Genomic DNA, 26,428 nt, shown 5'->3' on the forward strand with positions numbered 1-26,428 from the left:
AATCTTCTGAATGAAGTGTACGTTATGAATCATGACATCAGCCATCGTGGTCTCAGGACTGCACAAGTCGTACGGCAGTACGCACGCCCTCGACGGTCTCGACCTGGACGTCGCGACCGGTGAGGTGCACGGATTCCTCGGACCGAACGGCGCGGGGAAGTCCACGACCATCCGGGTGCTGCTCGGTCTGCTGCGCGGGGACGAGGGTGACGTCTCGCTGCTCGGGGGCGACCCGTGGCACGACGCGGCGAAGCTGCACCGGCGGCTGGCCTACGTCCCCGGCGACGTCAACCTGTGGCCGAACCTGACCGGCGGCGAGGTGATCGACCTGCTCGGCCGGCTCCGCGGCGGGCTGGACTCCAAGAAGCGGGACGACCTGCTGCGCCGGTTCGACCTCGACCCGACCAAGAAGGGCCGCACCTACTCCAAGGGCAACCGGCAGAAGGTCGCCCTGGTCGCGGCGCTCGCGTCCGACGTCGAGCTGCTGATCCTGGACGAGCCGACGTCCGGCCTGGACCCGCTGATGGAGGAGGTGTTCCGGCAGTGCATCGAGGAGGAGCGCCAGCACGACCGCACCGTGCTGCTGTCGAGCCACATCCTCTCCGAGGTCGAGGCCCTGTGTGACCGGATCAGCATCATCCGCCGCGGCAAGGTGGTCGAGACCGGCACGCTGTCCGAGCTGCGGCACCTGACCCGTACGTCGATCCAGGCCGAACTGGCCGGGGCGGTGAACGGTCTGGCCCAGCTGCCCGGCGTTCACGACCTCGATGTCGAGGGCAACCGGGTCCGCTGCGAGGTGGACACCGCACAGCTCGACGCGGTGATGCGGCAGCTGTCCGCGAGCGGGATCAAGAGCCTGGTCGCGCAGCCGCCGACGCTGGAGGAGCTGTTCCTGCGCCACTACGAGGACGACGTCGCGGCCGAGCCCGAGGCGGCCTTGCGATGAACGACTTCGTCGGTACCGGCACCCTGGTGCGGCTCGCGCTGCGCCGGGACCGGATCCTGATCCCGGTGTGGATCGTGGTGTTCGTGATCACGGCGGCCGGGTCCGCGCAGGCGTCCATCGACCTCTACCCGGACGTCCAGTCCCGGATCGAGGCGGCGCGGACGTCGAACGCCTCGCCCGCCCTGGTCTCGCTGTACGGCCGGATCTTCGACGAGACCTCGCTCGGGGAGCTCTCGCTGTTCAAGCTGACCGCGTTCGGCGCCGTCCTGGTGGCGCTGCTCGCTGCGATGCTGGTGGTCCGGCACACGCGCACCGAGGAGGAGGCCGGCCGGCTCGAGCTGCTCAGTGCCGGAGTCGTCGGCCGGTACGCCGCTCTGGCCGCCGCACTGATCGTGTCGTCGGCGACCGTCGTACTGATCGGGCTGCTGTCCGCGCTGGCATTGATCGGCGTCGGCCTGCCGGCCTCTGGTTCGTTGGCCTTCGGTCTGCTGTGGGCGTCGGCCGGTCTGTCCTTCGCCGGTGTGGGTGCGCTGACGGCGCAGCTGACCGAGGGGGCCCGGACCGCCAACGGGTTCACCGGGATCGTCCTGGGTGTCTCGTACGTGCTGCGGGCGATCGGCGACTCGTCCACGGACGGCAAGTCCGAGTGGGTGTCGTGGCTGTCTCCGATCGGCTGGTCGCAGCAGATCCGTGCGTACGCGGGCGACCGCTTCCTCGTCGTTCTGCTGCCGTTGGCTTTCATGGCTGCGCTGGTTGCCGGTGCGATGGCGCTGATCCGGCGCCGCGACGTCGGCGCGGGCCTGGTGCGGCCGCGTCCGGGGCCGGCCACCGCTGCGCCGTCGCTGCGGTCACCGCTGGCCCTGGCCTGGCGACTGCACCGGGGCTCCTTGTACGGCTGGGGTTTCGCGTTCCTGCTGCTCGGGCTGCTGGTGGGCAACATCGCCAGCAACGTGGACGGGTTCGTGACCAGCGACAGTGCCCGGGAGATGGTCGAGAAGCTCGGCGGCGTCAACGGCATCACCGACGCGTTCCTGGCGACCGAGATGGGGATGGTCGGTCTACTCGCCTCGGCCTTCGGCATCCAGGCGGCGCTCCGGCTCCGGTCGGAGGAGACCGCGCTCCGGGCCGAGCCGTTGCTCGCGACTGGTGTCAGCCGCGCCCAGTGGGTCGGGAGCCATGTGCTGATGGCGCTGTTCGGCACCGCTGTGCTGATCCTGGTCGCAGGACTCGGGTCCGGCATCTCCAGTGGTGCTTCCCTGGGCAACATGGGCCGTCAGGTGCCGCGCATGCTCGCTGCGGCCGCCGTGCAGTTGCCTGCGATCTGGCTGGTCACCGGACTGGTCGTCGTACTGTTCGGGTTCGCTCCGAAGCTCGTCACCGGTGCGTGGGTCCTGTTCGGTATCTTCCTGCTGATCGGGCAGTTCGGCAGCATCTTCGACCTGCCCCAGTCGGTGATGAACCTCAGCCCCTACGGGCACACGCCGCGGCTGCCGGGCGGCGACTTCTCCGTCGCTCCGGTCATCTGGCTGACCGCGATCGCAGCAGCGCTCACGGGGGCCGGGTTCGCGACCTTCCGCCGCCGGGACGTGGGCTGACCGTCCCCAAGGGCTGCGCTGGTCTGAGGGGTCCAGCGCCGCCGGCCCGCCCGGTGCCTCACCGGGCGGGCCGGTCTGTCAACCGGCGGCGTCGGATCTGCAGCCAGCTGCAACCGTTCTCCCCGCTCCGGACATCCACACCGCGGCGACGGTGGCCGTCGATCTGACGAAGGCGCGCCCGGGTCGTGGGATCTGATGGTCGCGTCGACGTCCGGGGAGGCTCTGTGCATCCCGAAGGCGTTGACGGTGAGCCCCTGATCACTGACCTCGCGGCGCCTGCTGTCTACGATCGCGGGGTGCGTTGGACTGAGAGACTGATCGGGTTCTGGACGGAGCGGCACCTGTGCGTGCTGAGTACCGTCCGTGCGGACGGCACGGTGCATGCGACACCGGTGGGCGCGACGCTGGACCCGGAGACGGGGATCGCCAGGGTGATCTGCTCCGGTACGTCGCACAAGGCCCGGACCATCCGGAAGGCAGGCCCTGACGGAGCCGCCGTCGCGGTGACCCAGGTGGATGGACGCCACTGGTCGACGCTCGAGGGCCGGGCGGTTGTCCGTGACGACCCGGACCGGGTCGAGGACGCCGTACGCCGCTATGCGAAGCGGTACCGCGAGCCGCGGGTGAATCCACGCCGCGTGGTCATCGAGATCACCGTGACGAAGGTGCTGGGCAATGCCGGCTGAGGTCACCGTCGTAGGTGTCGGCGCCGACGGGTGGGACGGGCTGTCCCCCGCGGCTCAGTCGGCCGTGCTGGCGGCCGAGGTACTGATGGGGAGCGCGCGGCAACTGGCTCTCGTGCCGTCGGTCGAGGCAGAACGGGTCAAGTGGCCGTCGCCGTTGTCCGAGGTGTTGCCTGGGCTGCTGTCGCAGTACTCGGGCCGGCCGGTCTGTGTGCTGGCCAGCGGTGACCCGACGTTCCACGGCATTGGTACGACGCTGACGCGGCTGCTCGGGGCGGACGCCGTACGAGTGATTCCGCATCCGTCGAGTGTGTCGCTGGCGTGTGCACGGCTCGGGTGGCCGCAGGACCAGGTACAGGTGGTCAGTCTGGTCGGGCACCCGACTGAACGCGTGCACCCGCACGTCCAGCCGGGGCGTCGGCTGCTGGTGCTGAGCTGGGGTGCTCACACGCCGGCTGAGGTCGCCGCACTGCTTGTCGAACGTGGCTACGGCGCGAGCGAGCTGACTGTGCTCGAGCAGCTCGGCGGACCGGCTGAGCGGGTGCGGACTGCGACCGCCTCGGAGTGGTTGTACGACGTTGACGCGCTCAACGTGATCGGTGTGCTGTGCCAGGCCGCGCCTGAGGCGGCGCTGCTGCCGACTGTGCCCGGGCTACCGGATGAGGCGTACGAGAGTGACGGACAGTTGACGAAGCGCGAGGTGCGGGCGGTGACGTTGTCGCGGCTCGCACCGGTGCCAGGTCAGTTGCTGTGGGACGTGGGCGGCGGTGCGGGAAGCATCGCGATCGAGTGGTCGCGCCACCATCCGGCCTGCCGGGCGATCGCGATCGAACGCGATCCCGAGCGGGCCAAGCGCCTGGATCGCAACGTTGCGAACCTCGGCGCGCTTGTCACCACAGTGGTCGGCGCCGCGCCCGCGGCCCTGGACGGGTTGGAGACGCCGGACGCGATCTTCATCGGCGGGGGAGCGACGGCACCGGGCCTGATCGACGCCTGCTGGAATGCGCTCCGGCCTGGCGGCCGTCTCGTGCTGAACGGCGTGACGCTGGAGACCGAGGGCCTGATCGCGCAGTGGTACGGCGAGCTCGGTGGCGACCTGGTCCGGCTCGACGTACAACGCGCCTCCGCGATCGGAACCATGACCGGCTGGCGCCCCGCCATGCCCGTGACGATCTGGAGCGTGACCAAGTGACCGTCCGGAGCGTGACCAAGTGACCGTGCATTTCATCGGTGCCGGTCCGGGCGCCGCCGACCTGATCACGGTCCGCGGCCGTGACCTGATCGCCTCGTCGCCGGTCTGCCTGTACGCCGGCGCGCTCGTCCCGGTCGAGCTCCTGGACCACTGCCCGCCCGGCGCTCGCAAGGTCGACACCGCCTCGCTCAACCTCGACGAGATCATCGCCGAGCTCAGCACCGCCCACACCGACGGACTCGACGTGGCCCGGCTGCACTCCGGCGACCCGTCCGTCTTCAGCGCGATGGCCGAGCAGATGCGCCGCCTCGACGCCCTCGACATCCCGTACGACGTGACGCCCGGAGTTCCTGCCTACGCGGCAGCCGCGGCCACCCTCAGTCGCGAGTTGACCGTGCCGGAGGTCGGGCAGACCGTCATCCTGACGCGCATCAGCGGCCGGGCTTCCGCGATGCCGGCCGGAGAGGATCTGGCCACCCTCGGTGCGAGCCGATCCACACTCGTGCTGCACCTCGCCGTCCAGCAGATCGATCGCGTGGTCGACGAACTCGAACCCAGCTACGGCGCCGACTGCCCGGTCGCCGTCGTGGCCCGAGCGTCCCGCGACGACGAGGTCGTCCTGCGCGGGACGCTCGCCGACATCGCGGACCAGGTGCGCGCCGCGGACATCCGTCGTACAGCGGTGATCATCGTCGGGAAGGTGCTGGCGGCGACGGCGTTCCGCGACAGCCATCTGTATTCGGTAACGCGAGCCCGATGAAGGTCCTGCTGCTCGGCGGAACCGGCGAGGCGCGTGAACTCGCGCAGACCCTGGTGTCCGCTGGGGTCGACGTGGTCTCTTCGTTGGCCGGCCGGACCGCGGATGCCCGGTTGCCTGTTGGTGTTGTCCGCCAGGGCGGCTTCGGCGGGGCGACGGGTCTGGCGAGGTGGCTCCACGACAATCCGGTCGATGCCGTGGTCGACGCGACCCACCCTTTCGCCGCCACGATGACCGAGCACGCCGTCAGCGCTGCCCGGGAGGTCGGCGTACCGCTCCTCGTCCTTCGCCGTCCCGGGTGGACGCCTGGCGATCGTTGGCACTGGGCCGACACCACGTCCGCCGCGGCCGAGCTCCTGCCGACGCTGGGTGCTCGGGCGTTCCTCACCATCGGGCGTCAGGGACTGGACACCTTCGAGCACAGCGGTGTCTGGATGCTCGCCCGCTGCGTCGACCCGCCCGAGCCGCGGCCGACCTGGTGCACTCTGATCCTCGCCCGCGGCCCGTACGACGTGGACGGAGAGCTGACGTTGCTGCGCGACCACCGCATCGACGTCCTGGTCACCAAGGACAGCGGCGGGCCGCAGACCGCGGCGAAGCTGACCGCGGCCCAACTGCTCGGCATTCCGGTCATCGTCATCCGTCGGCCACCGCTCCCCGCCGGCGTCGACGCGGTCGAGTCGGTGGACCGGGTCGTCGAATGGGTCGAGGCACGTCGGTAGATTGACGCCATGGGGATTCAGATCGCGCCGAGCATCCTGTCCGCCGACTTCGCCCGGCTGGCCGACGAGGCGACGGCCGTGTCGAACGCCGACTGGCTGCACGTCGACGTGATGGACAACCACTTCGTGCCGAACCTGACACTCGGTATGCCGGTGGTCGAGTCCCTGGCCAAAGCGACCAGTACGCCGCTCGACTGCCACCTCATGATCGAGGACCCGGACCGCTGGGCCCCCGGGTACGTCGAGGCGGGGGCTGCCAGCGTCACCTTCCACGTCGAGGCGTGTCGCGCACCGATCCGGACCGCCCGTGAGATCCGCGCCAAGGGTGCGCGGGCCGCGATGGCGCTCCGGCCGGCCACACCGATCGAGCCGTACGAGGACCTGCTGTCCGAGCTCGACATGATCCTGATCATGACGGTCGAGCCGGGCTTCGGCGGGCAGAAGTTCCTCGACGTGTGCGTCCCGAAGATCCGCCGGACCCGCCAGTTGCTCGACAAGCACGGTCTCGACCTGTGGATCGAGATCGACGGCGGCGTCTCGGCCGACACGATCGAGCGTTGCGCCGAGGCCGGAGCCGACGTCTTCGTCGCCGGATCCGCTGTCTACGCCGCCGACGACCCGAACGCGATGGTCGAGCAGCTACGCGGTCTCGCCGAGCAGGCCACCGGCCGGTAGAGCCGGCTCGGACTGGTGCTGCGGCGGAATGCGTAGCAACAGCAAGAAGGAGACCGCGGCGAAGACGGCGGCGAGCAGCCAGACGTAGCGAACCCCGAAGCTCTCGACGACCGCGCCCGACAGCGCCGCCCCGATCGCAGCGCCGCCCATGGCCGCGCTGCCCATCCAGCCGAACACCTCGGTCCGCACGGTGTCCGGTGTCAGTGCGCCCAGACGCTCGTACAGGGCTCCGATCGCCGGCGCGAGCGTCAGCCCGGACAACGTCAGTGCCACCCCGAGCGACAGCGGTGACCAGGTCGCGAACACGCACAGCAGCATCCCCGCCACGACCAGGGCAGCCCGGCGCCACAAGTACGACGTACGCTGGCCTGGCAAGGCACCCGCGACAGCGCCACCCACGAGGCTGCCGAAAGCCCAGACGGCCTCCATGACGCCCGCGATCAACCGCTCGCCGTGCTCGTCCGCGAACGCGACGATACCGAGGGAGATGCCGTTGAAAGCCATCACCCACAGACCGAACGCGAGGATCAGCGGCAACCGGTATCGGTGCCACAGCAGTTGGCGTGCGGTCAACGGCGGCGCGCTCTGATCGTCGCGGGCGAGCGGCGCGGGTTGTCGCAGCGCGTACCACCAGATGAAGATCGCCGACATCAAGGCCGCGAGCAGCACCCCGAGCCGCGGGCTGGCGATGCTCACAGCCGTTGCCCCGAGCATCGGACCCACCATGAACAGCAGCTCCTGCGCGGTCGCGTCCACCGAGTAGGCCGTCCGCAGCGCCGGCCCCTCGACGACGCGCGGCCAACTGGCACGCAGCGTCTGCATGACCGGTGGCACGAGCGCACCGGCGAGCAGGGTCAGCAGCGGCATCAGCCGATACAGCCCGGACGGCAGGGCGGCGAGCAGGGCGAGCACCACGCTCCAGGCCATGCCGGTCGCGAGCAACACCCCACGTGCCCCGCGGCGATCGGCCGTCCGGGACCAGAGTGGACCGGCGATCGCCATGCCGACCGAGTACGCACCTGCCACGATTCCGGCCCAGCGGAACGAGCCGCCCGCGTCCTTCGCGAGGAACGCGACCGGAACCAACGTGGCGAGCATGGGCAACCGTGCCAGCAGCGACGATGCCAGCAGCGTGATCACGCCGCGCGTGCGCCACAGCTCGCGGTACCCGGACAACTCCATGAATGGCATTCTTGCTCCCCCCACCGACAACTTCCGGCGGTGAACGGATCGTCACACCTACGATTGCCCCATGACCGAGCACAAGCCGGTGGAGAGCTGGCTGACGGACATGGACGGCGTGCTGGTGCACGAGGAGCGCGCCATCCCTGGAGCCGGCGAGTTCATCGCGTCGTTGCAGGCGTCCGGGAAGAAGTTCCTGGTGCTGACCAACAACTCGATCTTCACCCCCCGCGACCTGCGCGCCCGCCTGCTTGCCGGAGGCATCGACGTCCCCGAGACCGCGATCTGGACCAGCGCGCTGGCCACCGCCCAGTTCCTCGACGACCAGCGCCCGGGCGGTACGGCGTACGTGATCGGCGAGGCGGGGCTGACCACGGCGCTGCACGAGGTCGGGTACGTGCTGACCGAGCGCGCGCCGGACTACGTCGTACTGGGTGAGACGCGCACGTACTCCTTCGAAGCGATCACCAAGGCGATCCGGCTGATCTCCGACGGTGCCCGGTTCATCGCGACCAACCCGGATCCGACCGGCCCGTCCACCGAGGGACCGCTGCCCGCGACCGGGTCGGTGGCCGCGCTGATCACCCGCGCCACCGGCATCGCGCCGTACTTCGTCGGCAAGCCCAATCCGCTGATGATGCGTAGTGCGCTGAACCGGATCGAGGCGCACTCCGAGACCACCGTGATGATCGGTGACCGGATGGACACCGACATCATCAGCGGCCTCGAAGCCGGCCTCCGCACCGTCCTGGTCCTGTCCGGCTCCACCGGCGAACACGAAGTCGAGCGCTTCCCCTACCGCCCGACCCGCATCGCCGACTCCATCGCCGACGTAGTCCCCCTGGTCGCCGCGCTCGACTGAAAAACCAACGGGCTGAAGTCTTTGCTTCCGGCACCAAGGGCTCCAGGATGTTCGATAGCCGGGGGCTGTCTTTGTACACGGACTAACGATGAGTGGGGGACCTGTAGTGGATGTGCTTGACCAGGCGATCGGCAGCTACCGTCTGCGCTGGAGCGATGAGGTCATTGAGCAGATCCTGGCGGATCCGACCGACGAGCGGGCGGTTCTGCTGCTGGCGATCCGGCTGGCTACGACCGCAGCGACCGAACTGCCGCCGGTTTCGGATCCGGAAAGCGTCAAGGCGCTGCGCTCGGCGGCTCGAAAGGTTGGAAAGCTCCTTGGCCAGTCGGTGCAGACGCACTCGGGCAAGGCCGCGTTCTACATGCATGTGAAGGACAACAACGACTTGCAGCAAGCTGTGACCGACCGCACGATGCTGCACGCGCTCAACGGGACGGCGCAGCAGAGCCCGCCGCCGCTACGACTGGTCTGATTCGGCTCGACTAGCAGGTCAGTGTGCGGAAGCCGTAGCCCTTGGCTTTGAGCGATTTCAGGATGGTGGGGAGCGCGGCCACGGTCTGAGTGCGGTTTCCGCCGCCGTCGTGCATCAGGATCACCGATCCGCTGTGGACGTTCTTCAGCACGCGCTGGACGATCGCCGTCGTACCGGGCCTGGTCCAGTCCCGCGAGTCGACGGTCCAGACCACGAGGTCCTTGCCGAGCGCCTTGGCCCGCTGCCGCACGGTGGGGTCCATCCCGCCGTACGGCGGTCGCAGGCAGGCCGGCGTACTGCCGATCGCGGCCCGGATGGCCTGGTCGGTCGACGTGACCTGCTGCCGGAAGGCGGTGGCGGACAGGTGGCGCAGGTCGGCGTGGGTCCAGGTGTGGTTCTGCACGCTGTGCCCGGCGTCGTGGATGCGTTTGGACAGTTCCGGATGCTTCGTGACGTTCTTGCCGACCTCGAAGAAGGTCGCCTTCGCCTCGTACTTCGCCAGGATGTCGAGGATCTTCGGGGTGTACGCCGCATCTGGTCCGTCGTCGAACGTCAGTACGACGTACTTGGTGGGGAGTGCCGCCTTCGCCGGCGCTGCGGACGGTGCCGGAGGCGGTGCGCTCTGTGGTTGCTGGCTCGGGTTGCGGGCGGCTGCGACGACGACGGTGCCGATCACCGCACTGACCACCATCATCATCGCCAGACCGATGAGCCGATGGCCGGTGCGCGTCAAGCGAACATCCATGCGTCCTCCCGGACGTGGGCGGGCGGGCCTCACTACCTCACCCGTCCACGATCGGTGGGATCACGCTCGGCGCAGGGATCCACGCCGCTGCCGCGTCAACAAACTACGCATAGCGGACGCGCCGGCGTTGCTTCCTGTCGCTAGAGCACCTGCGAGAGGAACTGCCGCAGCCGCGGTGACTCCGCCGCGGTGAAGACCTGCTCGGGTACGCCGGACTCCACCACGACCCCGTGGTCCATGAACGCGACCTGGTCGGCCACCTCCCGGGCGAAGCCCATCTCGTGGGTGACGACGACCATCGTCATCCCGGTCCGGGCAAGGTCGGCCATCAAGGCGAGCACGCCCTTGACAAGCTCCGGATCGAGGGCCGAGGTGGCCTCGTCGAACAGCATCACCTCGGGCTCCATCGCCAGCGCGCGGGCAATGGCGACCCGCTGCTGCTGACCGCCGGACAGGTTGCCCGGTCGCGCCGCGGCCTTGTGGCTCAGTCCGACGAGCTCGAGTTGTCCGAGCGCCGCGGCCCGTGCCTGGTCGGGGTCGAACTTCTTGATCTTGCGCAGCGGGAGGGTGATGTTGTCCAGCACCGACTTGTGCGGGAACAGGTTGAAGTGCTGGAACACCATCCCGATCCGGCGCCGCAACTGGTCCGGATTGCCGCTGAGCACCGACTCGCCGGCCAGCCGGATGTCGCCCGCGTCGGGTTCGAGTAGCCGGTTAATCGCTCGGAGCAACGTCGACTTCCCGGAGCCCGAGGGCCCGATCACGCACGCCGTACGCCCGGCCGGCACCCGCAGATCTACGCCGCGCAGGACCTTGTTGGTGCCGAAGGCGAGCTCGACGCCGGACACCTCGAGGCTGGCGGCTGTGGTGATCTCAACGGTTTGCATGGGCCAGCTCCTCCAGTACGACGTCCTCCGGCTCGGCTGGACGCCCCTCTCGCAGGCGCTTGTCGAAGTAGTTCACCAGGTGGGTCAGCGGGACCGTGATGATCAGGTAGAAGATGCCGGCCAGCAGCAACGGCGACAGGTTGCCGTTGGTCGCGGCCGCGTCCTGCCCGATTCGGAACAGCTCCCGCTGGCTGGCGAGCAGACCGAGGAAGTAGACCAGGCTCGACTCTTTCACCAGTGCGATGAACTGATTGACCAGTGCGGGCAGGACGCGGCGTACTCCTTGCGGGATGACGACCAGCCGCATCCCGTCCGGGTAGCTGAAACCGAGTGCCCGCGCTGCTTCGAGCTGACCCTTCTCCACGCTCTGGATGCCGGAGCGGAAGATCTCGCCGATGTACGCGGCGGCGATGAGGGACAGCGCGAGGATGCCGAGCGGGTACGGGTTCGGGCCCCACCAGTGCCGGGTGATCGGGGACAGGCCCTGGCCGATCAACAAGATGGTCAGGATCGCCGGCAGGCCGCGGAAGATGTCGGTGTAGATCTTCGCCGGCCAGCGCAGCCAACGCTTCCGGGACAGGGCCAGGACCGCAACGACCATGCCGAGCACGGTCCCCAGCACGACCGAGGCGGCCGCCAGGATGAGCGTGTTGACCAGGCCTACGGTGAGCATCTCGGGCAGGACTGCCTTCATCGACTCCCAGTCGAGGAAGGTGTCGCCGAGCGTGGACCAGACGTCCATCAGCCGGCTGCGGCGGTCGTGCTCGCCGCGGGCGTGGCGCTGCCGCTACCTGGCTTGAAGGTCGCAGGTACGGCGCGACCCGGGTAGTACTGCTCGACGAGCTTGGTCCAGGTACCGTCGGCGATCACCTCGTCGAGCCCCCTGTTCACCGCGTCCCGTAGCTTGTCGTTGCTCTTGGCCACGGCGAACGCCATCGGAGCGTCACTGAGTTCCTTGGCCGCCAGGATGACCGTGCCGCCGCCCTGCTCCTTGGCCATCTTCTCGCCGATCTCGGCGGGCGACACCCACGCGTCCGCCGTGCCGGCCTTGAGCTGGCCGAGCGCGGCGTTGTAGTTCGGCACGCGGACCGGGTCCAGGCCCTTCCCGGTGGCGTAGTCGTCCTGGACGGTGCCTTGGACCACGACGACCCGCTTGCCCTCGAGCTGGTCGAACGTCGTGATGCCGGAGGTCTTGGTGGTGTTCAGGCCGAGATACCCAAAGTCGTACCCATTGCTGAAGGCAACTGTCTTCTTGCGCGCCTCGGTCACCGTGATGGACGAGCTGCCGAGGTCGAACTGGCCGCCGTTCACCTGCGACAGCAGGGCGGAGAAGTCGGTGCCGACGAACTCCGGCTTCAGGTTGAGCTTCGCCGCGACCGCGGTGATCAGGTCGTTGTCGAACCCAGTGAACTTGCCGTCCTTCACGTACACGTTCGGCGGCGCGTCGGTCAGCGTCCCGATCCGCAACGTCCCGGACTTGATCAGCCCGAGGTCCGGTCCGCTCGCGGCCGGGTCGTTATTGCTGCCGCAGGCAACCATCGTGGCCGCCAGCGTGACGGCGGTGGCTACTACTGCGGCGATCCGGTGAAGGGCGCTGGTGGCGCGCACGACTGTCTCCTCACAAACGTCAACGAATGCAGGGCAAACCACCCTGCCGCGGCAACAGAACATCGCCCGGGTGCCCGGCATTCCACACCGACACCCAGTGAGACAGGCCGAGATGTCTACTCGGCTTGTGCTATATCAACGCCTGATTCGCTTGCGCGGGCGTCGATGCCGACTGGTCAACCGTGGTGTTTCTCATAGTGCGCGACCGCATCGGCGGTCCGGCCGGTCCCGTAGGCGCGCAGCAACTCGGCGATCGCCGGTGACTCAGCCGCGGCCGCATCGGCGGCTCGTTGGATCTCCTCGGCGGACGCGACCGCACGGAACAGATCCTGGATCTCCCGCACAACGGCCCGCGCGGTCGGTGGCGCATTCGTGGGCGCGGTGATGGGTGCGACTCCTGATGGCCAGGACTGTCCCGTCGGCGCGTCCGCGGCCAGCCCAGGGGGTGTCGCGAAGGGTGGCGTCGAGCTCGTGGCCTGCCCCGCTGGGGCGCCGGGTGATCGCCGCAGTTGTGTGGTGGTGGCGTCGGTGTAGGCGCCCGTCGAGGCGCGGATCTGGTCCAGTGCGTGGGGAATATCGTCGGGACCGAGCTCACTGGCGATCGCCAGATCGGCGAGCTCGGACACGGCGCGAAGGCGCGACATCACCGCAGGATTGCCGATCTTCACCCGCTGCGCGCTCATCAGCTGTGACAACATCGGCGCCGACAGGCCGATCACCTGCGCGAGCGCGCTCTGGGTCAGGCCGAGTGGCGGGGCGACTCGGCGGACGGTTTCACCGAGCGTCTCGCCGTACAGCTCGATCTGCTGCTGGAGGTTGTGCGCTGTCTGGTCCATCAGTGTGATCCCCTTGCCCGGCCGTCGTCCGTGACCGCTGCAAACATCTTCGCAGTTGCGAAGGCAAATTGCCAGCGGATCTGTTTGCAGTTGTGGATATCCAGGCGCAGATCGGGTCGTCTTGACATTTGCGATTGCAAACTGCGAAGGTTTGCGGCAGCGAATCTCACTGGAGGAAACGATGACGGCTCTGCAGGGACACCGCCGCCCCGCGGTGTGGGCGCTCCTCGCCATCACCTTGACCGCGGTCCTGGCCGGACTGACCACCGGGACGGCCTCGGCCGATCCCGAGCCGGGTGATACCGGCAAGCTCGTGATGGTGCTCGACTCGTCCGGGTCGATGAAGGAGCCGGCCGGCGACGGCAAGACGAAGATCGTCGCGGCTCGCACCGCGCTGACCCAGGTGGTGAGCAAGCTCCCCGACGACGCGCAGGTCGGCCTGCGGGTCTACGGCGCGACGGTGTTCAAGCGCACCCAGCCAGGCGCCTGCACCGACACCCAGCTGACCGTCCCGATCGGGACCGGCAACCGGCCGCAGCTGCAGGCCGCGATCGCCAAGTACAAGCCGTACGGCGAGACGCCGATCGCCTACGCCCTGCAGCAAGCCGCGAAGGATCTCGGTCCGGCCGGCCAGCGCACGATCGTGCTGGTGTCCGACGGTGAGGCGACCTGTGCTCCGGAGCCATGCGAGGTGGCGCGCTCGATCGCCAAGCAGGGTATCGATCTGAAGATCGACGTGGTCGGGTTCCGTGTCGGAGGCAAAGCCCGCACCCAGCTGCAGTGCGTCGCTCGTGAGGGCCGCGGCGACTACTACGACGCCGACTCGACCATCGATCTCGAGACCGGCCTGGATCGCCTGTCCAACCGCGCCTTCCGCCCGTTCCGCATCTCAGGCACGCCGGTCCATGGCGCGCCCCAGCAGGAGGGCGCCCCGGTCCTTGCCCCGGGCCACTACTCGGACACCTTCGGGGTGGACGACACGGCGAAGCACTATCTGATCAAGCGGACCATCACTGGCTCGACCCTGCGTGCGGGAGTCAGCTTCCGGAGACCGTCCGGCGGCAGCTTCGTCATCCAGACCGAGGTGCGGCTCAACACGCCGAGCGGTGAGCAGTGCGGATGGAGCTACCCCAGAGGGTTCGACGGCGATCAGGGGCTCGCGACGGGGACGGCCGCCAGCTGGTCGAAGTACGAGAAGCAGAACGAGGAGTGCTCCGGGTCCGATCAGATGGTTCTCACCGTGAATCCGGGCAAGGACTTCCGGGAGCTCAAGGGCGTGCCGTACGAGCTGCGGATCGACGAGGAGCCGCCGGTGGACTCGACCACCAGCCTGCCGGCGCCGGCTACCGACCCGGTCTGGGCTCCGATGCCTGGGTCGACCCCGCGCGAGATCGTTCCCGGTTCGAGCTTCCCGGATGCATCGCTGCTCGAGCCGGGTAGCTACAAGACGACGCTGATGCCGGGGGAGCTGCAGCTCTACAAGGTGAAGGCCGACTGGGGTCAGCGGATTCAGGCGCAGATCACGGTGCCCGAGATGGCCGGAGCCCAGGCCGAGGCGCTCGACGGGATCCGCTACCTCGACTCCGCGCTCATCTCGCCGATCGGCGAGGACGTCTACGCAGTCTTCGCCAAGAACGTGCCGGGCGGCTCCTACACCCGCGGTGTCCTCACCAAGCGAGGCCTGGTCAAGGCCGTCACAACCAAAGAGATCCGCTACCTCAACCGCAACGGAGCCAACAACCAGGACACCGGCACTTCGACGCCCGGTGAGTACTACATCGCCGTATCGCTGAGCCGCAAAGACAACGACAAGGCCTTCACCATCCCCCTCACCCTGACCGTTGGAGTAGTCGGTACGGCGGGCAGTGGCAAACCGGAGTATGTAGACGGCGCGACCCCGGTCTCAGGCGAGTCCGTAACGCCGTCCCCGACCAACACGCCCTCCCAACCGGCAGACTCCGGCGACAAGAACGAGGCAGGCGGTCCGATCCAGGCCCGCGACGACTCCGACGACGGCACCCAGACCGCCCTGATCGCAGGCCTCGGCGGCGGCGGTCTCCTCCTCCTGATCATCGGCACCTTCACCGTCCTACGCCTCCGCAAGAAGCCCGCCACCGCCCACCCAGCCCCCCAACCCTGGCCCCAACACCCCAACCAGCCCCCGCAGTACCCGAACCAAGCCCCGCCGCAGCACCCCAGCCAAGGCGGCCAACACCCACCCCACTAACCACCAACCCGCAGAGCCCGGGCCACGACTGATGGCCCGGGCTACAGCAACCAGCCCAACAGAATCGAAAGGCCTCAAGTGGTCCAGCGGCCCAACGAATTCGCCGCCTGACGAGTCCGCTGGGCCGCGGCACTGCTGGTCACCGGTGCTCTGCGCCTCCGAAGCACCCTCGGCTTCTGTCCGGGTCAGCGGTCGAACCATGGTGGGCAGTGGCCGGCGAGGTGGGCGCCGTGCGACCGGCACATGGGTGAGACGCGGACGCGGAACGGGCGGTCAGCCAGAAGCCTGCTCCTGCACTGGGGCCCGGGGTCTTTCGGCTAGTGCAGGAGGAGCCAGGCGGCGCTGCCTAGGAGGGCTGCGGCGCTTGCGAAGCAGCCTGCTGCTACCCACGCCAGTGCTCTCCTCTTGCGTGATGCCTTCGACTTCTCCGTGGTAGGCAGCGGGTCGGCGGTTGCCCTGGTCGGTTGAGTTGTCCTGGTCGGTTGAACTGCCCTGGTCGGTTGAGTTGCGTGGGGCGGCTGGGTGTCGGGGTGTGGTGCAGCGGATGGCTGAGCCGCGGCGGCTGATGCGGTGGCTGATGCGGCGGCTGAGGCGGCGGGTGGTTGGGCGGTGGGTGCTGTGGCGGCGATCGCCACGCGTGCCGGTTGAGTTGCCTGTGGGGGCTGGGACGCGCGGGTTGGCTGGGGTGGAGGAGCCGGCTCAGGTGAAGGAGCTGGCTGGGGTCGAGGATGCGGCTCAGGTGAAGGAGTTGGCTGGGCTCGACGAACTGGCCGCGGTGTCTGGGTCGGGTGGGGGACGGAGCGCGGTGGTGGGGACTGCGGGGCCGGGCCGATGGGGGTCCAAGTGGATGGGAGGGGTGGGAGTTGGTCGAAGACCTCGGGGGATTCGGGGTGGTTGGCCCAGGGAGTCTCTCCGGCGGGTGGGAGGAGGCCGGACTCGGCGAGGAGGCGGGCGGCGGCGTCGGCGGACTCGGGGCGTTCGGACGGATCGGTTGCCATGCAGCGCCGGATGAACACGTCGAGTGGCGCGGCGGGCCCCAGTGGCTCGGCGGGTGCGGGTGGTGCGGCCGGCCCTAGTGGCTCGGCGAGTGGTGCGGCGGCCCCTGGTGGCTCGGCGGGTGCGCGTGGTGCGGCGTTGGCGGGGGGTGTGGTGGTGGGTGAGAGGGGGCTGGGGGTGGGGCGCTGGCCGGTGAGGAGTTCCAGGGCTACGGCTCCGATGGTGTAGAGGTCCTGGCGGGGGTCGGGGTCGGCGCCGGCTAGTTGTTCGGGGGCCAGGTAGCCGGGGGTGCCGAGGATTGTGCTGGTGCGGGTCATGCGTGGTTCGCCGATCAGGCCGGCGACGCCGAAGTCGGACAGGCGCAGGTGGGGGCGGCCGGTTCCGGTCACGTCGAGCAGGAGGTTCGCCGGCTTCAGGTCGCGATGGACGACGCCTGCTGCGTGGACTGCGGACAGGCCGTGCAGGAGCTGGTCGAGCAGTACGGCGACGTACGACGCTGGAAGCGGACCGTGGTCGCCGAGGAGGGTGGCGACAGAGCCGCCGCGGACCAGATCCATTGCGAACACGACCTTGTCGTCGTCAGCCGCCCACCCGTGCGGCGCGACCACGTGGGGATGCTGGATCCGCACGGACTGTTCCCGGACGAAGCGCAGGAGGGTGGCCGCGTCGTGCTGCCCGAGGACTTTGGCCGCGACGTACGCCGACCGCCGGAGATCCCAGGCCCGCCAGACCGACCCCATCCCGCCGGTCCCGATCAGGTCGATCAGCCGATACCGCCCAGCAAACGCCTCCACCGGCAAGAAGGTACAGGGTCCGCGGGACCGCCCCGCCGGACCCGAACGCCCCGAATCCACCCAGGATCGGTGGATGGGAAGGACCGGTCGGTGGGTGGGACTGACCGGGATGTGACCTGGGTCGTGGTGTGGGTTGGTGGGGAGGGCATACTTGAAGTACGAGTGAACCCACTCGCGTGCTCCGGGGTCGGTGTAATTCCGAGCCGGCGGTGACAGTCCGCGACCCGGCCGCTGCGGTTTGGCGGTCGGTTGACCTGGTGGAATTCCGGGACCGACGGTGAAAGTCCGGATGGGAGGCGCACGCGATCGGCGGGAGAGCTCCGGCGTTCGGACGGCGTGGCATGTGGGTGACGAGCCTGCGTGAACGCGTGGCCTCGATCCTTGAGGACCGGCTGGACGGCGGGGGTTGCCGCGCCGGTTGTCATGGCCCCGGAGTGCGTCCGTGACGACGAGGGACCGTGAGTGAACAACGCTTCGCCGATCGATGTCGCCTGGATGCGGCGTGCGATCGAGCTGGCCGAGCGCGGCATCGGCACCACGCATCCCAACCCGGTGGTCGGCTGTGTCATCACCGGCCCCGACGGTCATCCGGTCGGTGAGGGCTTCCATGCCGTTGCCGGTGGCCCGCACGCCGAGGTCGAGGCCCTCCGGATGGCCGGACCGGCGGCCCGCGGCGGTACGGCGTACGTGACGCTGGAGCCCTGCAATCACACCGGCCGGACCGGGCCCTGCGCGGACGCCCTGATCGCGGCCGGGATCACGCGCGTCGTGTACGCCGTCGCGGACCCGAACCGGCAGGCGTCCGGAGGCGCCGACAAGCTCCGGAGCAAGAACATCACCGTCCAGCAAGGCGTACTGCAGGCCGAGGCTGAGGCGGTCAACCAGGTCTGGCTGCACAGCGTCCGGACCGGGCGGCCGTTCGTCACCTGGAAGTTCGCCACCACCCTGGACGGGCGGTCGGCCGCGCCGGACGGGACCAGCCGGTGGATCACCGGTCCGCTGGCCCGGGCCGACGTACACCGCAAGCGGGCCGAGTGCGACGCGATCGCCGTCGGCACCCAGACCGTGCTGGACGACGACCCGGAGCTGACCGTTCGCGACGAGAACGACGTACCGGCCGGGCGGCAGCCGCTGCGCGTCGTCGTCGGCGACCGCGAGATCCCCACGACCGCGCGGGTTCGCAACGACCGCGCCGAGACCCTGCTGCTGCCGACCCATGATCCGGCCGAGGTACTCCGGCAGCTCGACGACCGGCAGATCCGGCACCTCTGGCTCGAGGGCGGGCCGACTCTGGCCGCCGCCTTCCTGCGCGCGCAACTCGTCGACCAGCTCGTCGCGTACGTCGCCCCGGCCGTGCTCGGCTCGGGGTACGCCGCGATCGGCGACCTCGGCGCGGAATCGATCCACCACCTGCGGCGGTTCAACCTAGCGGACGTCACTCGCCTCGGCGACGACGTCCGGCTGATCCTGACGCCGCTCGAACCGCAAAGGACGCACTGAATGTTCACCGGAATCGTCGAGGAACTCGGCACCGTCGAGGCGCTCGACCTGCTCGAAGGTGACGCCGCCCGGCTCACCATCCGCGGCCCCAAGGTGACCGAGGACGCCGGCCACGGCGACTCGATCGCGGTCAACGGCTGTTGCCTGACCGTGGTCGCGACCGCCGACGGCACCTTCACCGCCGACGTGATGCGCGAGACCCTGCAGCGCACGAGCCTCGGCCAGGCCGCCAAGGGTTCACAGGTCAATCTGGAGCGGGCCGTGTCCGCGCACGACCGGCTCGGCGGCCACATCGTCCAGGGCCACGTCGACGGGGTCGGCACGATCGCGAGCCGTACGCCGGCCGAGCACTGGGAGGAAGTCCGGGTCGCGGCCGCGCCGGAGATCCTCAGGTACGTCGCCGAGAAGGGCTCGATCGCGGTCGACGGCGTCTCGCTGACCGTCACCGATGTGGACGACGCGACCGGCACGTTCGGCATCAGCCTGATCCCGACCACGCTCGAGCTGACCGTGCTGGGCCGGAACAAGGTCGGCGACACGGTCAACCTCGAAGTCGACGTGATCGCGAAGTACGTGGAACGACTACTTGCTGGAGGCACCAAGTGAACCCGCTCGACTGGCTGCTGCACGAGCAGGTGACGATCGCCGGCTCCCCGGTTCTGATCCGGGAGATCGTCGGCAACGGCTTCGGCCTGGCCAGCGCCCTGTTCGGTATGCGCCGGATGGTCTCTGCCTGGCCGGTCGGCATCGTCGGCAACGTTCTGCTGTTCACGGTCTTCGTCGGCGGCGTGTTCGACACGCCGCAGGACAAGGACCTGTGGGGCCAGGCCGGCCGCCAGGTGTTCTTCGCCCTGGTCAGCCTCTACGGCTGGTACCGCTGGTACCAGACCCGCCACCAGGGCGCCGCGACGGGAGTCCAGCCGCGCTGGGCCACCGCCCGGGAGCGGATCGAACTGCTCGGCATCGGCGTCGTCCTCTACGCGATCGCGTACGTCGTACTGCGCGAGCTGGGCTCGTGGGGACCGCAGTGGGACGCGTGGATCCTGACCGGTTCGATCCTGGCGACGTACGGGATGGCGCGTGGGTTCGTCGAGTTCTGGCTGATCTGGATCGCCGTCGACGTGGTCGGCGTACCGCTGCTGGTGCAGTCGAAGTTCTACCCGTCGGCCACGATGTACGTCGTCTACGGGCTGTTCTGCATCGTCGGATTCGCGTCCTGGTGGAAGATCCAGAGCAAGGAGCGCGCTGTGACTCCAGAACCAGTGGTGGTGGGTTGACATGGGCACCGTACTGAAGCTCGACACGATCGAGCACGCGATCGAGGAGATCCGCGCCGGTCGTCCGGTGATCGTCGTCGACGACGAGGATCGTGAGAACGAAGGCGATCTGATCTTCGCCGCGTCGAAGGCGACGCCGGAGCTGCTGGCGTTCCTGATCCGGTACAGCTCCGGCGTGGTCTGCGTGCCGATGGAGGGCGAGGAGCTCGACCGGCTCGGCATCCCACTGATGACCCCGCACAACCGTGAGCGGATGCGGACGGCGTACACAATCTCGGTCGATGCCCGCGACGGCATCAGCACCGGGATCTCGGCCGCGGACCGGGCCCGGACGATCCGGGTGCTGACCGACTCCGCGTCCGAGCCGTACGACCTGGTCCAGCCGGGACACGTGTTCCCGCTGCGTGGCCGCGAAGGCGGCGTACTGGTCCGGCCGGGGCACACCGAGGCGTCGATCGACCTGGCCCGGCTGGCCGGGCTGACCCCGGCGGCGGTGATCTCGGAGCTGGTGAACGACGACGGCACGATGAAGCGCGGCCCACAGCTGCGCACGTTCGCCGACGAGCACGGGCTCGTGCTGGTGTCGATCGACGACCTGATCCGGTACCGGCGGCTGAACGAGACCCAGATCCAGCGGGTGGCGACCACCACGCTGCCGACCAGGTACGGCGATTTTGTTGCCCGTGGCTACCGCAACACGGTGGACGGGTCTGAGCAGCTGGCGTTGGTGCGCGGTGAGATCGGCGACGGGCCGACTCTGGTGCGGCTTCATTCGGAGTGCCTGACGGGCGATGTGTTCGGCTCGCTGCGGTGTGACTGCGGTCCGCAGCTGGACGAGGCGATGCGGCAGGTCGCGGCTGAGGGTGGCGTTGTGGTGTACCTGCGCGGGCATGAGGGGCGTGGGATCGGGCTGCTGCACAAGCTGCAGGCGTACGAGTTGCAGGACGCGGGCCGCGACACGGTCGACGCGAACCTGGATCTCGGGCTGCCCGCGGATGCCCGCGACTACGGCACCGGTGCGCAGATCCTGGCGGATCTCGGCGTCAAGGAGGTCCGGTTGCTGACCAACAACCCGGACAAGCTGGCGGGTGTGCAGGGCTACGGCCTCGACGTGGTCGAGCGCCGCGGCATCTCCATCGACCCGACCGAGCACAACCTGCGGTACCTGCGCACCAAACGCGACCGGATGGGCCACCACCTGCCCGGCGGACTGCTGACCGAAGAGAACGGAGCCGGCTGATGTCGGGCAGTGGAGCACCCTCGATCGAGATCCCCCGGGTGGAGGGCGCCCGGGTGGCGATCGTCGCAGCCCAATGGCACCCGAAGGTCACCGACGCCCTGGTCGCCGGCGCGATCCGCGCGCTCGACGATGCCGGCGTGACCGACTACACCGTGATCCGGGTACCGGGGTCGTTCGAGCTGCCGGTCGCGTCTCTGCATGCGGCGAAGAACGGGTACGACGCCGTGATCGCTCTGGGGGTGGTGATCCGCGGTGACACCCCGCACTTCGAGTACGTCTGCCAGGCCGCGACCGAGGGCTTGATGCAGGTCGGCGTGACCACGGGCATCCCGGTCGGCTTCGGCGTACTGACCTGCGACAACGACCCACAGGCCCTGGACCGGGCCGGCCTCCCCGACAGCCGGGAAGACAAGGGCTACGAAGCCACCCAAGCAGCCCTCTCCACCCTCCTGGCAATCCGCGAACTGTAGAGCAGGAGGACAGGAGGTTTCCGGCGGCTGGTAGTACACCTGAGCGTAAGACGCGTGCTGTGTACGCCGTCACGCAGGTGCACTACCTGTCGACGTGCACGCTGCCTACTGGGTTCTGGTGTGCTTCATCTTCCAGTTGGGGGTCCAGGTTTGGCCGCCGTCGGTTGAGAAGGCCTGTTCCCAGGCGGCCTTGTCGACCCCGGGGGTCCAGGTGAAGCGGACGTCGATGGGCCGGCCCTCCCACACGTCCGGGCCTTCGAAGATGCCGGTGCCGTCGGGGCCGAACGCTCCGATGACCGGTGTCTCCAGTTGGCCCCGGAGGCTGTTGATCCAGTGGATCGCCCAGGTCTTCGCCGTCGGGTTGTAGATCCGCAGTGTCGCGCCGCGGAAGCCCTCGGTCGGGAACCACCCCTCGTCGAAGCTCACGGCACCGTCGAAGTACGTCGTGACTTCCATCTCCGACTGCAGCTCGTACCACTCGGCCGGCTCCCCGAGCGCCGGCTTGCGGCGCCGGTTGTGCATGTCCCACCGGCCGACCAGGAAGTCGAAGTCGTCGGTCAGCTTGGGTACGTCGAGCGGCGGCGGGGGAGTGTCGCGGCGGGTGAAGTCCATGGTCCAGTTGGTTTCCCAGGTCTCGCCGCCGTCGTTGGAGTAGGCCTGCTCCCAGTGCGCGGTGGTCTCGGTGATGTCCGACCACTCGTAGCTGCACAGGATCGGCTTGCCATCCAGCTCGTCGTCACCGACCAGCCGGCAGCTCGACCCGTCCTCCGACCAGCCGCCGCGCACGGGCGGATACAGCCGCATCGTCCGGCTGTCGACCCACCAGATGCTCCACTCCTTCGCGACCGGGTCGAACAGCCGGACCGAGAGCCCGTACGACCCCTTGGTCGGGAAGCGCATCTCGTCGATGCTGATGGCGCCGTCGAAGTACGTGTGCGCCGTGGTCGTCCCGTCGTACTCCTGCCACTCGTCGCAACCGGCGAAGGCCTGTTTCAGGGTGCGGTGCCGGACGTCGAAGTACCCGTTCAGGAAGTCGAAGTCGCCGGTCGCCTTGGTCCAAGTCGTCATGCAGCCAGCGTGGCCGTGAAACCTGACAAACCATGGCAGTCTAAAAGGCTAACCTCAGAGCATGCGTTCGAGCCGGCTGCTGTCGATCCTGTTGTTGCTGCAGACCCGCAGGCAGCTGACCGCGCGTGAGCTCGCCGCCGAGCTGGAGGTCTCGCTCCGGACCATCTACCGCGATGTCGACGCGCTCGCGGCGGCCGGCGTGCCCGTGTACGCCGATCAGGGGCGGGCGGGTGGTTATCGCCTGGTCGAGGGGTACCGGACCCGGCTGACCGGACTGAACGAGCAGGAGGCCGCCGCGCTCTTCCTGGTCGGCATGCCCGGCGCGGCCGCGGCCCTCGGGCTGACCGAGCAGACGAGCGCCGCCGAACTGAAGCTGCTGGCCGCGCTGGCGCCCGACCAGCGGGACCGGGCCGGGCGGCTGAAGAACCGCTTCCACTTGGATCTGCCCGCGTGGTACCAGGACGCCGAGACCTCGCCGTACCTCGCGCAGGTGGCCGATGCCGTGTTGCACGACCAGCGGATCAGGGTGCTCTACCGGCGGTGGGAGGCGCCGCGCGAGGTCGAGCGCGTGCTCGAGCCGTACGGCCTCGTGCTGAAGAACGGCAGCTGGTACGTCGTGTCCGCGACGGCCAGCGGGATGCGGACGTACCGGGTGTCGAGCATCCTCGAGCTGACGCCGACCGAGGAGGAGTTCGAACGGTCGGAGGGGTTCGACCTGGCGGGATTCTGGCAGGAGCACCTGGACCAGTTCGACCAGGTCCGGTTCACCGGGCAGGCGGTCGTACGGGTCTCGGCCCGGCTCGCCGCGAAGATGCACGACGTGTCGTTTCCCCTGCTGGTGAAGGCGGTTGCGGCCGCCGAGCCGGCCGAGGACGGCAGCGTGACCGCCACTGTGCCGATCGAGTCGATCCCCAACGCCGCCGCCGCGTTCTGCCGGTTCGGGAACGCGGTTGAGGTGCTGGAACCGCCGGAGCTGCGGGCCGAGCTGGCGGCCCTCGCCCGTACCTTGCTCGACGTCTACGAGTCCTGACCGGCCAGCTTCTCGGTGGAGGTCCGGCCGGCCTCCGTACTGCGGCGCAGGAAACCGGCGATCACGTCGAGCTCCTCCTCGGTGTAGCCGTCGAGCAGGTCGTCCATCGCGCTGATCATCGGCTGGTAGAGCCGGAAGACCTCGACGCCCCGATCGGGCAGGACCCGGATGCTGATGCTGCGGCGGTCGCCGCGGGCCCGGTCGCGACTGATCCAGCCGCCGCGTTCGAGCCGGTCCAGGATCCCGGTCAGCGTCGCCGGGTGCAGACCCGCCTGGCGTGCCAGTGCGCTCGGCGTCAGCGGGCCGCTGCGAGCCAGTACGTCGAGGCAGTCGAGGTCGACGTCCTTCAGCGCCAGCTTGCCGCCGACCTGGTGGTTGAGCAGGGCGAGCTGGATCCGGAGGTCGCGCAGCGCGGCCTTGATCTCGTTCCCGGCGCGGCGACGGCGGCGCGGATCGTGGCGCGCGTCACCCGATGATGTCTGTTCCATATATTATGATTTCCGTACTATATGAGTTGCAGAGAACATCACGGTAGCGCAGGAGGAGTCGGATGAGGATCACAGTGTTCGGGGCGACGGGCGGAATCGGCGGTCACGTCGTACGTCAGGCGCTCGACGCGGGGCACAAGGTGACGGCGGTGGTTCGGCAGTCGTCGCCGTTCGAGTTGGAACACTCGTCGTTGGAGGTGGTCCGCATGCCGGGCCTGGACGAGGCCGGTCCGTTGCGGGACGCGGTGGACGGGAGCGAGGCGGTCGTCTCCGGAGTCGGCCCTCGTGGTCGCAAGTCCGGAGCGGTCGCGTCGAGCAGCACGCGGTCGATGCTCGCCGCGATGGCAGCCGCCCGGGTACGCCGTTTCGTCGCGGTGAGCGCCGCGCCACTCGGGCCGATGCCGCCGGACGAGAGCTTCCTGAACCGGCGCGTCGTCCACCCGATGATCAACGCCTTCGCGGCCGACGTGTACGCCGATCTCCGGGTGATGGAGGCCGACATCATGAGCAGCGGGACGGACTGGACGATCGTCCGCCCACCGAAGCTGAACAACAAACCTCTGACCGGCACCTACCGCACCGCGGTCGGAGCCAGCGTCTCCCGTGGCTACTTCATCTCCCGGGCCGACGTTGCCCACCTGATGCTGGCCGTCCTCGACGACCCGGCAACGATCAACCAGCCCGTCGGCGTGGCTTACTGAGATGGACAAGCTTCTGCGTGGCGCGAGTCTGCTGTTCAGCGGCCTCTTCGCTGGCTTCCTGGTCGCCGTACTCGTGCTGGAGAACTCGTTGCGCGCCTACAGCGCCGCGGTCTACACACAGGTGCGGCTGGTGGAGCTGGACTCGCTGGACACGCTCGCGTCGGTCACGCTGATTCCGGCGATCGTGACCACGGTGGTGCTGGTGATCCGGGCCCGGGGCAACGATCGGCGGGTCGTGCTGGCGGCGGTCGCGTTGCTGATAGTGGTGTTCGCGACGACGCTGGCGATCAACCTGCCGATCAATGGCGACCAGGCCAACTGGTCGGTCCAGAGCCCGCCGCCGGACTGGGCGAGCGTGCGTGACCGCTGGCAGCTGGCCCACCTGGTCCGCACCGTTGCCGCACTCCTGGCGTTCGGCTCACTGCTCACCGCCGCCCTGACCCGGATCGCACCTCTGCGTTCAGCTGCCAAGCACGACGAGCCGGTTCTCTACCGGTCGTGAGAGGAAGCCTGGATCAGGTGATGGGGGACGGCTTGGGCGGTGTTTCCTCGGTGGCCTTTGGTGGTGCGGGCCATGGTGAGGGAGTTGAGGAGGGCTTCCTCGACTGACTCGGTGACGGCTTGGAACGGGGCGCGGAGTTCCTTGTCCTGGTAGCCGGCGGTGGGGTTGGTGGTGAAGGCGATGGCGTAGTCGCCGCTGCCGGGGGCGTAGTCGGAACCGACGCGGGCGAGGGCGAAGACCGCGCGGCGGGCCAGCCGGCCCAGTTGGCGGGCGTCCAGCGGGAGGTCGGTGGCGACGACGATCATGCACGAGTTGCCGTCGGCATCCACCGGCACAGCCGGAACCGGTCGGCCCAGCACCGTCAGCAGTCCGGAGAAGTTCGACTGGACGATCGCCCCTACCGAACCCTGCTCCACGGTGCGGGACGACGTACCGATGCCGGCTTTGAACCCGAGGGCCGTGGTGCCGGTGCCGGCTCCCACGCAACCTTCGGCGGGGAGGTCGGTGGAGGCCGAGTCCAGGGCGGCGTGGACGTGTTCGGGGGTGATCGGGCGGCGGCGGATGTCGGAGAGGAAGGCGTCGTTGGTCTCGCCGACGACCGGGTTGAGGCTGGTCGCCTTCGGGTCGCGCTCGATCAGCCAGGTGACGAGCGCGTCGGCGACCCGGAACACACTCAGCGTTCCGGTGAGCAGGATCGGCGTCTCGATCCGGCCGAGCTCATCCACCTGGGTGCTCCCGACGAGCTTGCCGTACCCGTTGCCCACCGCCACAGCCGCGGGCAGCCCGTCGACGTACCCGTCCGGCACGATCGCGGTGACGCCGGTGTTCAGGTCGTCGGTGGCGATCGTGGTCTGGCCGACGCGGACGCCGGGTACGTCGGTGATCGCATTGAGCGGGCCGGTCGGCAGTGTGCCGACGACCACGCCGAGGTCGCGGAGTCTCCGGGGAGTTTGCATGCCGCTATCGTCGGCCA

At 69.0% G+C, this 26,428-nt stretch carries 28 protein-coding genes and 1 riboswitch; of the genes, 18 read left to right on the plus strand and 10 right to left on the minus strand.

The window, feature by feature from the left end:
* Positions 1-31 precede the first annotated feature (31 nt).
* From ACGFH6_RS42150 to rpe, 7 genes are all read left to right on the plus strand, one after another.
* Positions 32-946, plus strand: a complete 915-nt coding sequence (locus tag ACGFH6_RS42150) for an ATP-binding cassette domain-containing protein (RefSeq protein ID WP_393396492.1) — start codon at positions 32-34, stop codon at positions 944-946.
* Positions 943-2,541: an ABC transporter permease gene (locus ACGFH6_RS42155; RefSeq protein WP_393396494.1), complete on the plus strand. Its 1,599-nt coding sequence runs from the start codon at positions 943-945 to the stop codon at positions 2,539-2,541. The genes ACGFH6_RS42150 and ACGFH6_RS42155 overlap by 4 nt, the downstream gene beginning before the upstream one ends.
* 296 nt (positions 2,542-2,837) lie before the next feature.
* On the plus strand, positions 2,838-3,227 hold the full coding sequence (locus tag ACGFH6_RS42160) for a pyridoxamine 5'-phosphate oxidase family protein (RefSeq protein ID WP_393396496.1): 390 nt from the start codon (positions 2,838-2,840) through the stop codon (positions 3,225-3,227).
* Positions 3,217-4,416, plus strand: coding sequence for a precorrin-6y C5,15-methyltransferase (decarboxylating) subunit CbiE (gene cbiE / locus ACGFH6_RS42165; protein ID WP_393396498.1), 1,200 nt, complete (start codon positions 3,217-3,219; stop codon positions 4,414-4,416). The genes ACGFH6_RS42160 and cbiE overlap by 11 nt, the downstream gene beginning before the upstream one ends.
* A 19-nt stretch (positions 4,417-4,435) precedes the next feature.
* Positions 4,436-5,176 carry a precorrin-4 C(11)-methyltransferase gene (gene cobM, locus ACGFH6_RS42170; protein ID WP_393396500.1) on the plus strand — a complete coding sequence of 247 codons (741 nt, stop codon included), beginning with the start codon at positions 4,436-4,438 and terminating at the stop codon, positions 5,174-5,176.
* Entirely contained in the window at positions 5,173-5,895 is a 723-nt protein-coding gene (locus tag ACGFH6_RS42175; protein ID WP_393396502.1) for a cobalt-precorrin-6A reductase, read from the plus strand. The genes cobM and ACGFH6_RS42175 overlap by 4 nt, the downstream gene beginning before the upstream one ends.
* Positions 5,896-5,904: 9 nt before the next feature.
* The gene (rpe, locus tag ACGFH6_RS42180) at positions 5,905-6,570 is read left to right on the plus strand and encodes a ribulose-phosphate 3-epimerase (RefSeq protein ID WP_393396504.1); all 666 of its coding nucleotides are present in this window, start codon (positions 5,905-5,907) and stop codon (positions 6,568-6,570) included.
* On the opposite strand, the gene ACGFH6_RS42185 is transcribed toward rpe, so the two are convergent.
* Positions 6,535-7,761, minus strand: a complete 1,227-nt coding sequence (locus tag ACGFH6_RS42185; protein WP_393396506.1) for an MFS transporter — start codon at positions 7,759-7,761, stop codon at positions 6,535-6,537. The two genes, rpe and ACGFH6_RS42185, sit on opposite strands and share 36 nt — an antisense overlap.
* A gap of 61 nt (positions 7,762-7,822) precedes the next feature.
* On the opposite strand from ACGFH6_RS42185, the gene ACGFH6_RS42190 reads away from it, so the two are divergent.
* Together ACGFH6_RS42190 and ACGFH6_RS42195 are read left to right on the plus strand one after the other, a co-directional pair.
* A complete protein-coding gene (locus ACGFH6_RS42190; protein WP_393396508.1) occupies positions 7,823-8,614 on the plus strand; it encodes an HAD-IIA family hydrolase in 792 nt (263 codons plus the stop codon).
* Between the two features lie 106 nt (positions 8,615-8,720).
* A complete protein-coding gene (locus ACGFH6_RS42195; RefSeq protein ID WP_393396510.1) occupies positions 8,721-9,086 on the plus strand; it encodes a hypothetical protein in 366 nt (121 codons plus the stop codon).
* A gap of 10 nt (positions 9,087-9,096) precedes the next feature.
* Here the strand turns inward: ACGFH6_RS42195 and ACGFH6_RS42200 are convergent, their stop codons facing one another.
* The 5 genes from ACGFH6_RS42200 to ACGFH6_RS42220 form a co-directional block, all read right to left on the minus strand.
* Positions 9,097-9,831 carry a polysaccharide deacetylase family protein gene (locus tag ACGFH6_RS42200; RefSeq protein ID WP_393396512.1) on the minus strand — a complete coding sequence of 245 codons (735 nt, stop codon included), beginning with the start codon at positions 9,829-9,831 and terminating at the stop codon, positions 9,097-9,099.
* Between the two features lie 140 nt (positions 9,832-9,971).
* Positions 9,972-10,718 (minus strand): amino acid ABC transporter ATP-binding protein, encoded by a 747-nt coding sequence (locus ACGFH6_RS42205; protein WP_393396515.1) that lies wholly within the window; start codon positions 10,716-10,718, stop codon positions 9,972-9,974.
* Positions 10,705-11,460, minus strand: a complete 756-nt coding sequence (locus ACGFH6_RS42210; protein ID WP_393396517.1) for an amino acid ABC transporter permease — start codon at positions 11,458-11,460, stop codon at positions 10,705-10,707. Before ACGFH6_RS42210 ends, ACGFH6_RS42205 begins: the two co-directional genes overlap by 14 nt.
* On the minus strand, positions 11,460-12,326 hold the full coding sequence (locus ACGFH6_RS42215; RefSeq protein WP_393396519.1) for a substrate-binding periplasmic protein: 867 nt from the start codon (positions 12,324-12,326) through the stop codon (positions 11,460-11,462). The genes ACGFH6_RS42210 and ACGFH6_RS42215 overlap by 1 nt, the downstream gene beginning before the upstream one ends.
* Positions 12,327-12,502: 176 nt before the next feature.
* Entirely contained in the window at positions 12,503-13,162 is a 660-nt protein-coding gene (locus tag ACGFH6_RS42220) for a helix-turn-helix domain-containing protein (RefSeq protein WP_393396521.1), read from the minus strand.
* A gap of 181 nt (positions 13,163-13,343) precedes the next feature.
* Between ACGFH6_RS42220 and ACGFH6_RS42225 the strand changes: the two genes are divergently transcribed.
* A complete protein-coding gene (locus ACGFH6_RS42225) occupies positions 13,344-15,389 on the plus strand; it encodes a VWA domain-containing protein (RefSeq protein WP_393396523.1) in 2,046 nt (681 codons plus the stop codon).
* A gap of 317 nt (positions 15,390-15,706) precedes the next feature.
* Here the strand turns inward: ACGFH6_RS42225 and ACGFH6_RS42230 are convergent, their stop codons facing one another.
* On the minus strand, positions 15,707-17,179 hold the full coding sequence (locus tag ACGFH6_RS42230; protein ID WP_393396525.1) for a protein kinase: 1,473 nt from the start codon (positions 17,177-17,179) through the stop codon (positions 15,707-15,709).
* 172 nt (positions 17,180-17,351) lie between these two features.
* Positions 17,352-17,485: riboswitch (FMN riboswitch) on the plus strand.
* Positions 17,486-17,659: 174 nt separating this feature from the next.
* Here ACGFH6_RS42230 and ribD point away from each other — a divergent pair.
* From ribD to ribH, 5 genes are read left to right on the plus strand one after another with little or no spacing between them, the layout of a single operon-like run.
* Positions 17,660-18,679, plus strand: coding sequence for a bifunctional diaminohydroxyphosphoribosylaminopyrimidine deaminase/5-amino-6-(5-phosphoribosylamino)uracil reductase RibD (gene ribD, locus ACGFH6_RS42235; RefSeq protein WP_393396644.1), 1,020 nt, complete (start codon positions 17,660-17,662; stop codon positions 18,677-18,679).
* Positions 18,680-19,285 carry a riboflavin synthase gene (locus ACGFH6_RS42240; RefSeq protein ID WP_393396527.1) on the plus strand — a complete coding sequence of 202 codons (606 nt, stop codon included), beginning with the start codon at positions 18,680-18,682 and terminating at the stop codon, positions 19,283-19,285. It begins immediately after the preceding gene.
* On the plus strand, positions 19,282-19,956 hold the full coding sequence (gene pnuC, locus ACGFH6_RS42245; RefSeq protein ID WP_393396529.1) for a nicotinamide riboside transporter PnuC: 675 nt from the start codon (positions 19,282-19,284) through the stop codon (positions 19,954-19,956). The genes ACGFH6_RS42240 and pnuC overlap by 4 nt, the downstream gene beginning before the upstream one ends.
* Before the next feature lies 1 nt (position 19,957).
* Positions 19,958-21,196 carry a bifunctional 3,4-dihydroxy-2-butanone-4-phosphate synthase/GTP cyclohydrolase II gene (locus ACGFH6_RS42250; RefSeq protein WP_393396531.1) on the plus strand — a complete coding sequence of 413 codons (1,239 nt, stop codon included), beginning with the start codon at positions 19,958-19,960 and terminating at the stop codon, positions 21,194-21,196.
* Positions 21,196-21,666: a 6,7-dimethyl-8-ribityllumazine synthase gene (gene ribH / locus ACGFH6_RS42255; RefSeq protein WP_393396533.1), complete on the plus strand. Its 471-nt coding sequence runs from the start codon at positions 21,196-21,198 to the stop codon at positions 21,664-21,666. Before ACGFH6_RS42250 ends, ribH begins: the two co-directional genes overlap by 1 nt.
* Before the next feature lie 105 nt (positions 21,667-21,771).
* Here ribH and ACGFH6_RS42260 read toward each other — a convergent pair whose 3' ends face one another.
* Positions 21,772-22,734, minus strand: coding sequence for a hypothetical protein (locus ACGFH6_RS42260; protein ID WP_393396535.1), 963 nt, complete (start codon positions 22,732-22,734; stop codon positions 21,772-21,774).
* Between the two features lie 61 nt (positions 22,735-22,795).
* Here ACGFH6_RS42260 and ACGFH6_RS42265 point away from each other — a divergent pair, with 61 nt between their 5' ends.
* Positions 22,796-23,764, plus strand: a complete 969-nt coding sequence (locus ACGFH6_RS42265) for a helix-turn-helix transcriptional regulator (protein ID WP_393396537.1) — start codon at positions 22,796-22,798, stop codon at positions 23,762-23,764.
* Here the strand turns inward: ACGFH6_RS42265 and ACGFH6_RS42270 are convergent.
* Entirely contained in the window at positions 23,752-24,252 is a 501-nt protein-coding gene (locus tag ACGFH6_RS42270) for a MarR family transcriptional regulator (RefSeq protein ID WP_393396539.1), read from the minus strand. The genes ACGFH6_RS42265 and ACGFH6_RS42270 overlap by 13 nt on opposite strands.
* Before the next feature lie 62 nt (positions 24,253-24,314).
* Here ACGFH6_RS42270 and ACGFH6_RS42275 point away from each other — a divergent pair, with 62 nt between their 5' ends.
* Positions 24,315-24,953, plus strand: coding sequence for an NAD(P)-dependent oxidoreductase (locus tag ACGFH6_RS42275; protein WP_393396541.1), 639 nt, complete (start codon positions 24,315-24,317; stop codon positions 24,951-24,953).
* Position 24,954: 1 nt separating this feature from the next.
* Positions 24,955-25,455, plus strand: coding sequence for an anthrone oxygenase family protein (locus tag ACGFH6_RS42280; RefSeq protein WP_393396543.1), 501 nt, complete (start codon positions 24,955-24,957; stop codon positions 25,453-25,455).
* Here the strand turns inward: ACGFH6_RS42280 and ACGFH6_RS42285 are convergent.
* Positions 25,443-26,411, minus strand: coding sequence for a P1 family peptidase (locus ACGFH6_RS42285; RefSeq protein ID WP_393396546.1), 969 nt, complete (start codon positions 26,409-26,411; stop codon positions 25,443-25,445). The two genes, ACGFH6_RS42280 and ACGFH6_RS42285, sit on opposite strands and share 13 nt — an antisense overlap.
* Positions 26,412-26,428: the final 17 nt, after the last annotated feature.

Source organism: Kribbella sp. NPDC049227, assembly GCF_043197265.1.
Classification (GTDB): domain Bacteria; phylum Actinomycetota; class Actinomycetes; order Propionibacteriales; family Kribbellaceae; genus Kribbella.

Excerpts from the sequence above, each read along its gene's own strand:
- ACGFH6_RS42265 (WP_393396537.1), top strand. The coding sequence starts at position 22,796 with ATGCGTTCGAGCCGGCTGCTGTCGATCCTGTTGTTGCTGCAGACCCGC.
- ACGFH6_RS42185 (WP_393396506.1), bottom strand. The coding sequence starts at position 7,761 with ATGCCATTCATGGAGTTGTCCGGGTACCGCGAGCTGTGGCGCACGCGC.
- ribH (WP_393396533.1), top strand. The coding sequence starts at position 21,196 with ATGTCGGGCAGTGGAGCACCCTCGATCGAGATCCCCCGGGTGGAGGGC.
- cbiE (WP_393396498.1), top strand. The coding sequence starts at position 3,217 with ATGCCGGCTGAGGTCACCGTCGTAGGTGTCGGCGCCGACGGGTGGGAC.
- ACGFH6_RS42155 (WP_393396494.1), top strand. The coding sequence starts at position 943 with ATGAACGACTTCGTCGGTACCGGCACCCTGGTGCGGCTCGCGCTGCGC.
- ACGFH6_RS42205 (WP_393396515.1), bottom strand. The coding sequence starts at position 10,718 with ATGCAAACCGTTGAGATCACCACAGCCGCCAGCCTCGAGGTGTCCGGC.
- ACGFH6_RS42220 (WP_393396521.1), bottom strand. The coding sequence starts at position 13,162 with ATGGACCAGACAGCGCACAACCTCCAGCAGCAGATCGAGCTGTACGGC.
- ACGFH6_RS42250 (WP_393396531.1), top strand. The coding sequence starts at position 19,958 with ATGGGCACCGTACTGAAGCTCGACACGATCGAGCACGCGATCGAGGAG.
- rpe (WP_393396504.1), top strand. The coding sequence starts at position 5,905 with ATGGGGATTCAGATCGCGCCGAGCATCCTGTCCGCCGACTTCGCCCGG.
- ACGFH6_RS42240 (WP_393396527.1), top strand. The coding sequence starts at position 18,680 with ATGTTCACCGGAATCGTCGAGGAACTCGGCACCGTCGAGGCGCTCGAC.
- ACGFH6_RS42260 (WP_393396535.1), bottom strand. The coding sequence starts at position 22,734 with ATGACGACTTGGACCAAGGCGACCGGCGACTTCGACTTCCTGAACGGG.
- ACGFH6_RS42275 (WP_393396541.1), top strand. The coding sequence starts at position 24,315 with ATGAGGATCACAGTGTTCGGGGCGACGGGCGGAATCGGCGGTCACGTC.
- ACGFH6_RS42270 (WP_393396539.1), bottom strand. The coding sequence starts at position 24,252 with ATGGAACAGACATCATCGGGTGACGCGCGCCACGATCCGCGCCGCCGT.
- ACGFH6_RS42280 (WP_393396543.1), top strand. The coding sequence starts at position 24,955 with ATGGACAAGCTTCTGCGTGGCGCGAGTCTGCTGTTCAGCGGCCTCTTC.
- ACGFH6_RS42210 (WP_393396517.1), bottom strand. The coding sequence starts at position 11,460 with ATGGACGTCTGGTCCACGCTCGGCGACACCTTCCTCGACTGGGAGTCG.
- ACGFH6_RS42190 (WP_393396508.1), top strand. The coding sequence starts at position 7,823 with ATGACCGAGCACAAGCCGGTGGAGAGCTGGCTGACGGACATGGACGGC.
- ACGFH6_RS42285 (WP_393396546.1), bottom strand. The coding sequence starts at position 26,411 with ATGCAAACTCCCCGGAGACTCCGCGACCTCGGCGTGGTCGTCGGCACA.
- ACGFH6_RS42150 (WP_393396492.1), top strand. The coding sequence starts at position 32 with ATGACATCAGCCATCGTGGTCTCAGGACTGCACAAGTCGTACGGCAGT.
- ACGFH6_RS42225 (WP_393396523.1), top strand. The coding sequence starts at position 13,344 with ATGACGGCTCTGCAGGGACACCGCCGCCCCGCGGTGTGGGCGCTCCTC.
- ACGFH6_RS42175 (WP_393396502.1), top strand. The coding sequence starts at position 5,173 with ATGAAGGTCCTGCTGCTCGGCGGAACCGGCGAGGCGCGTGAACTCGCG.
- ACGFH6_RS42200 (WP_393396512.1), bottom strand. The coding sequence starts at position 9,831 with ATGGATGTTCGCTTGACGCGCACCGGCCATCGGCTCATCGGTCTGGCG.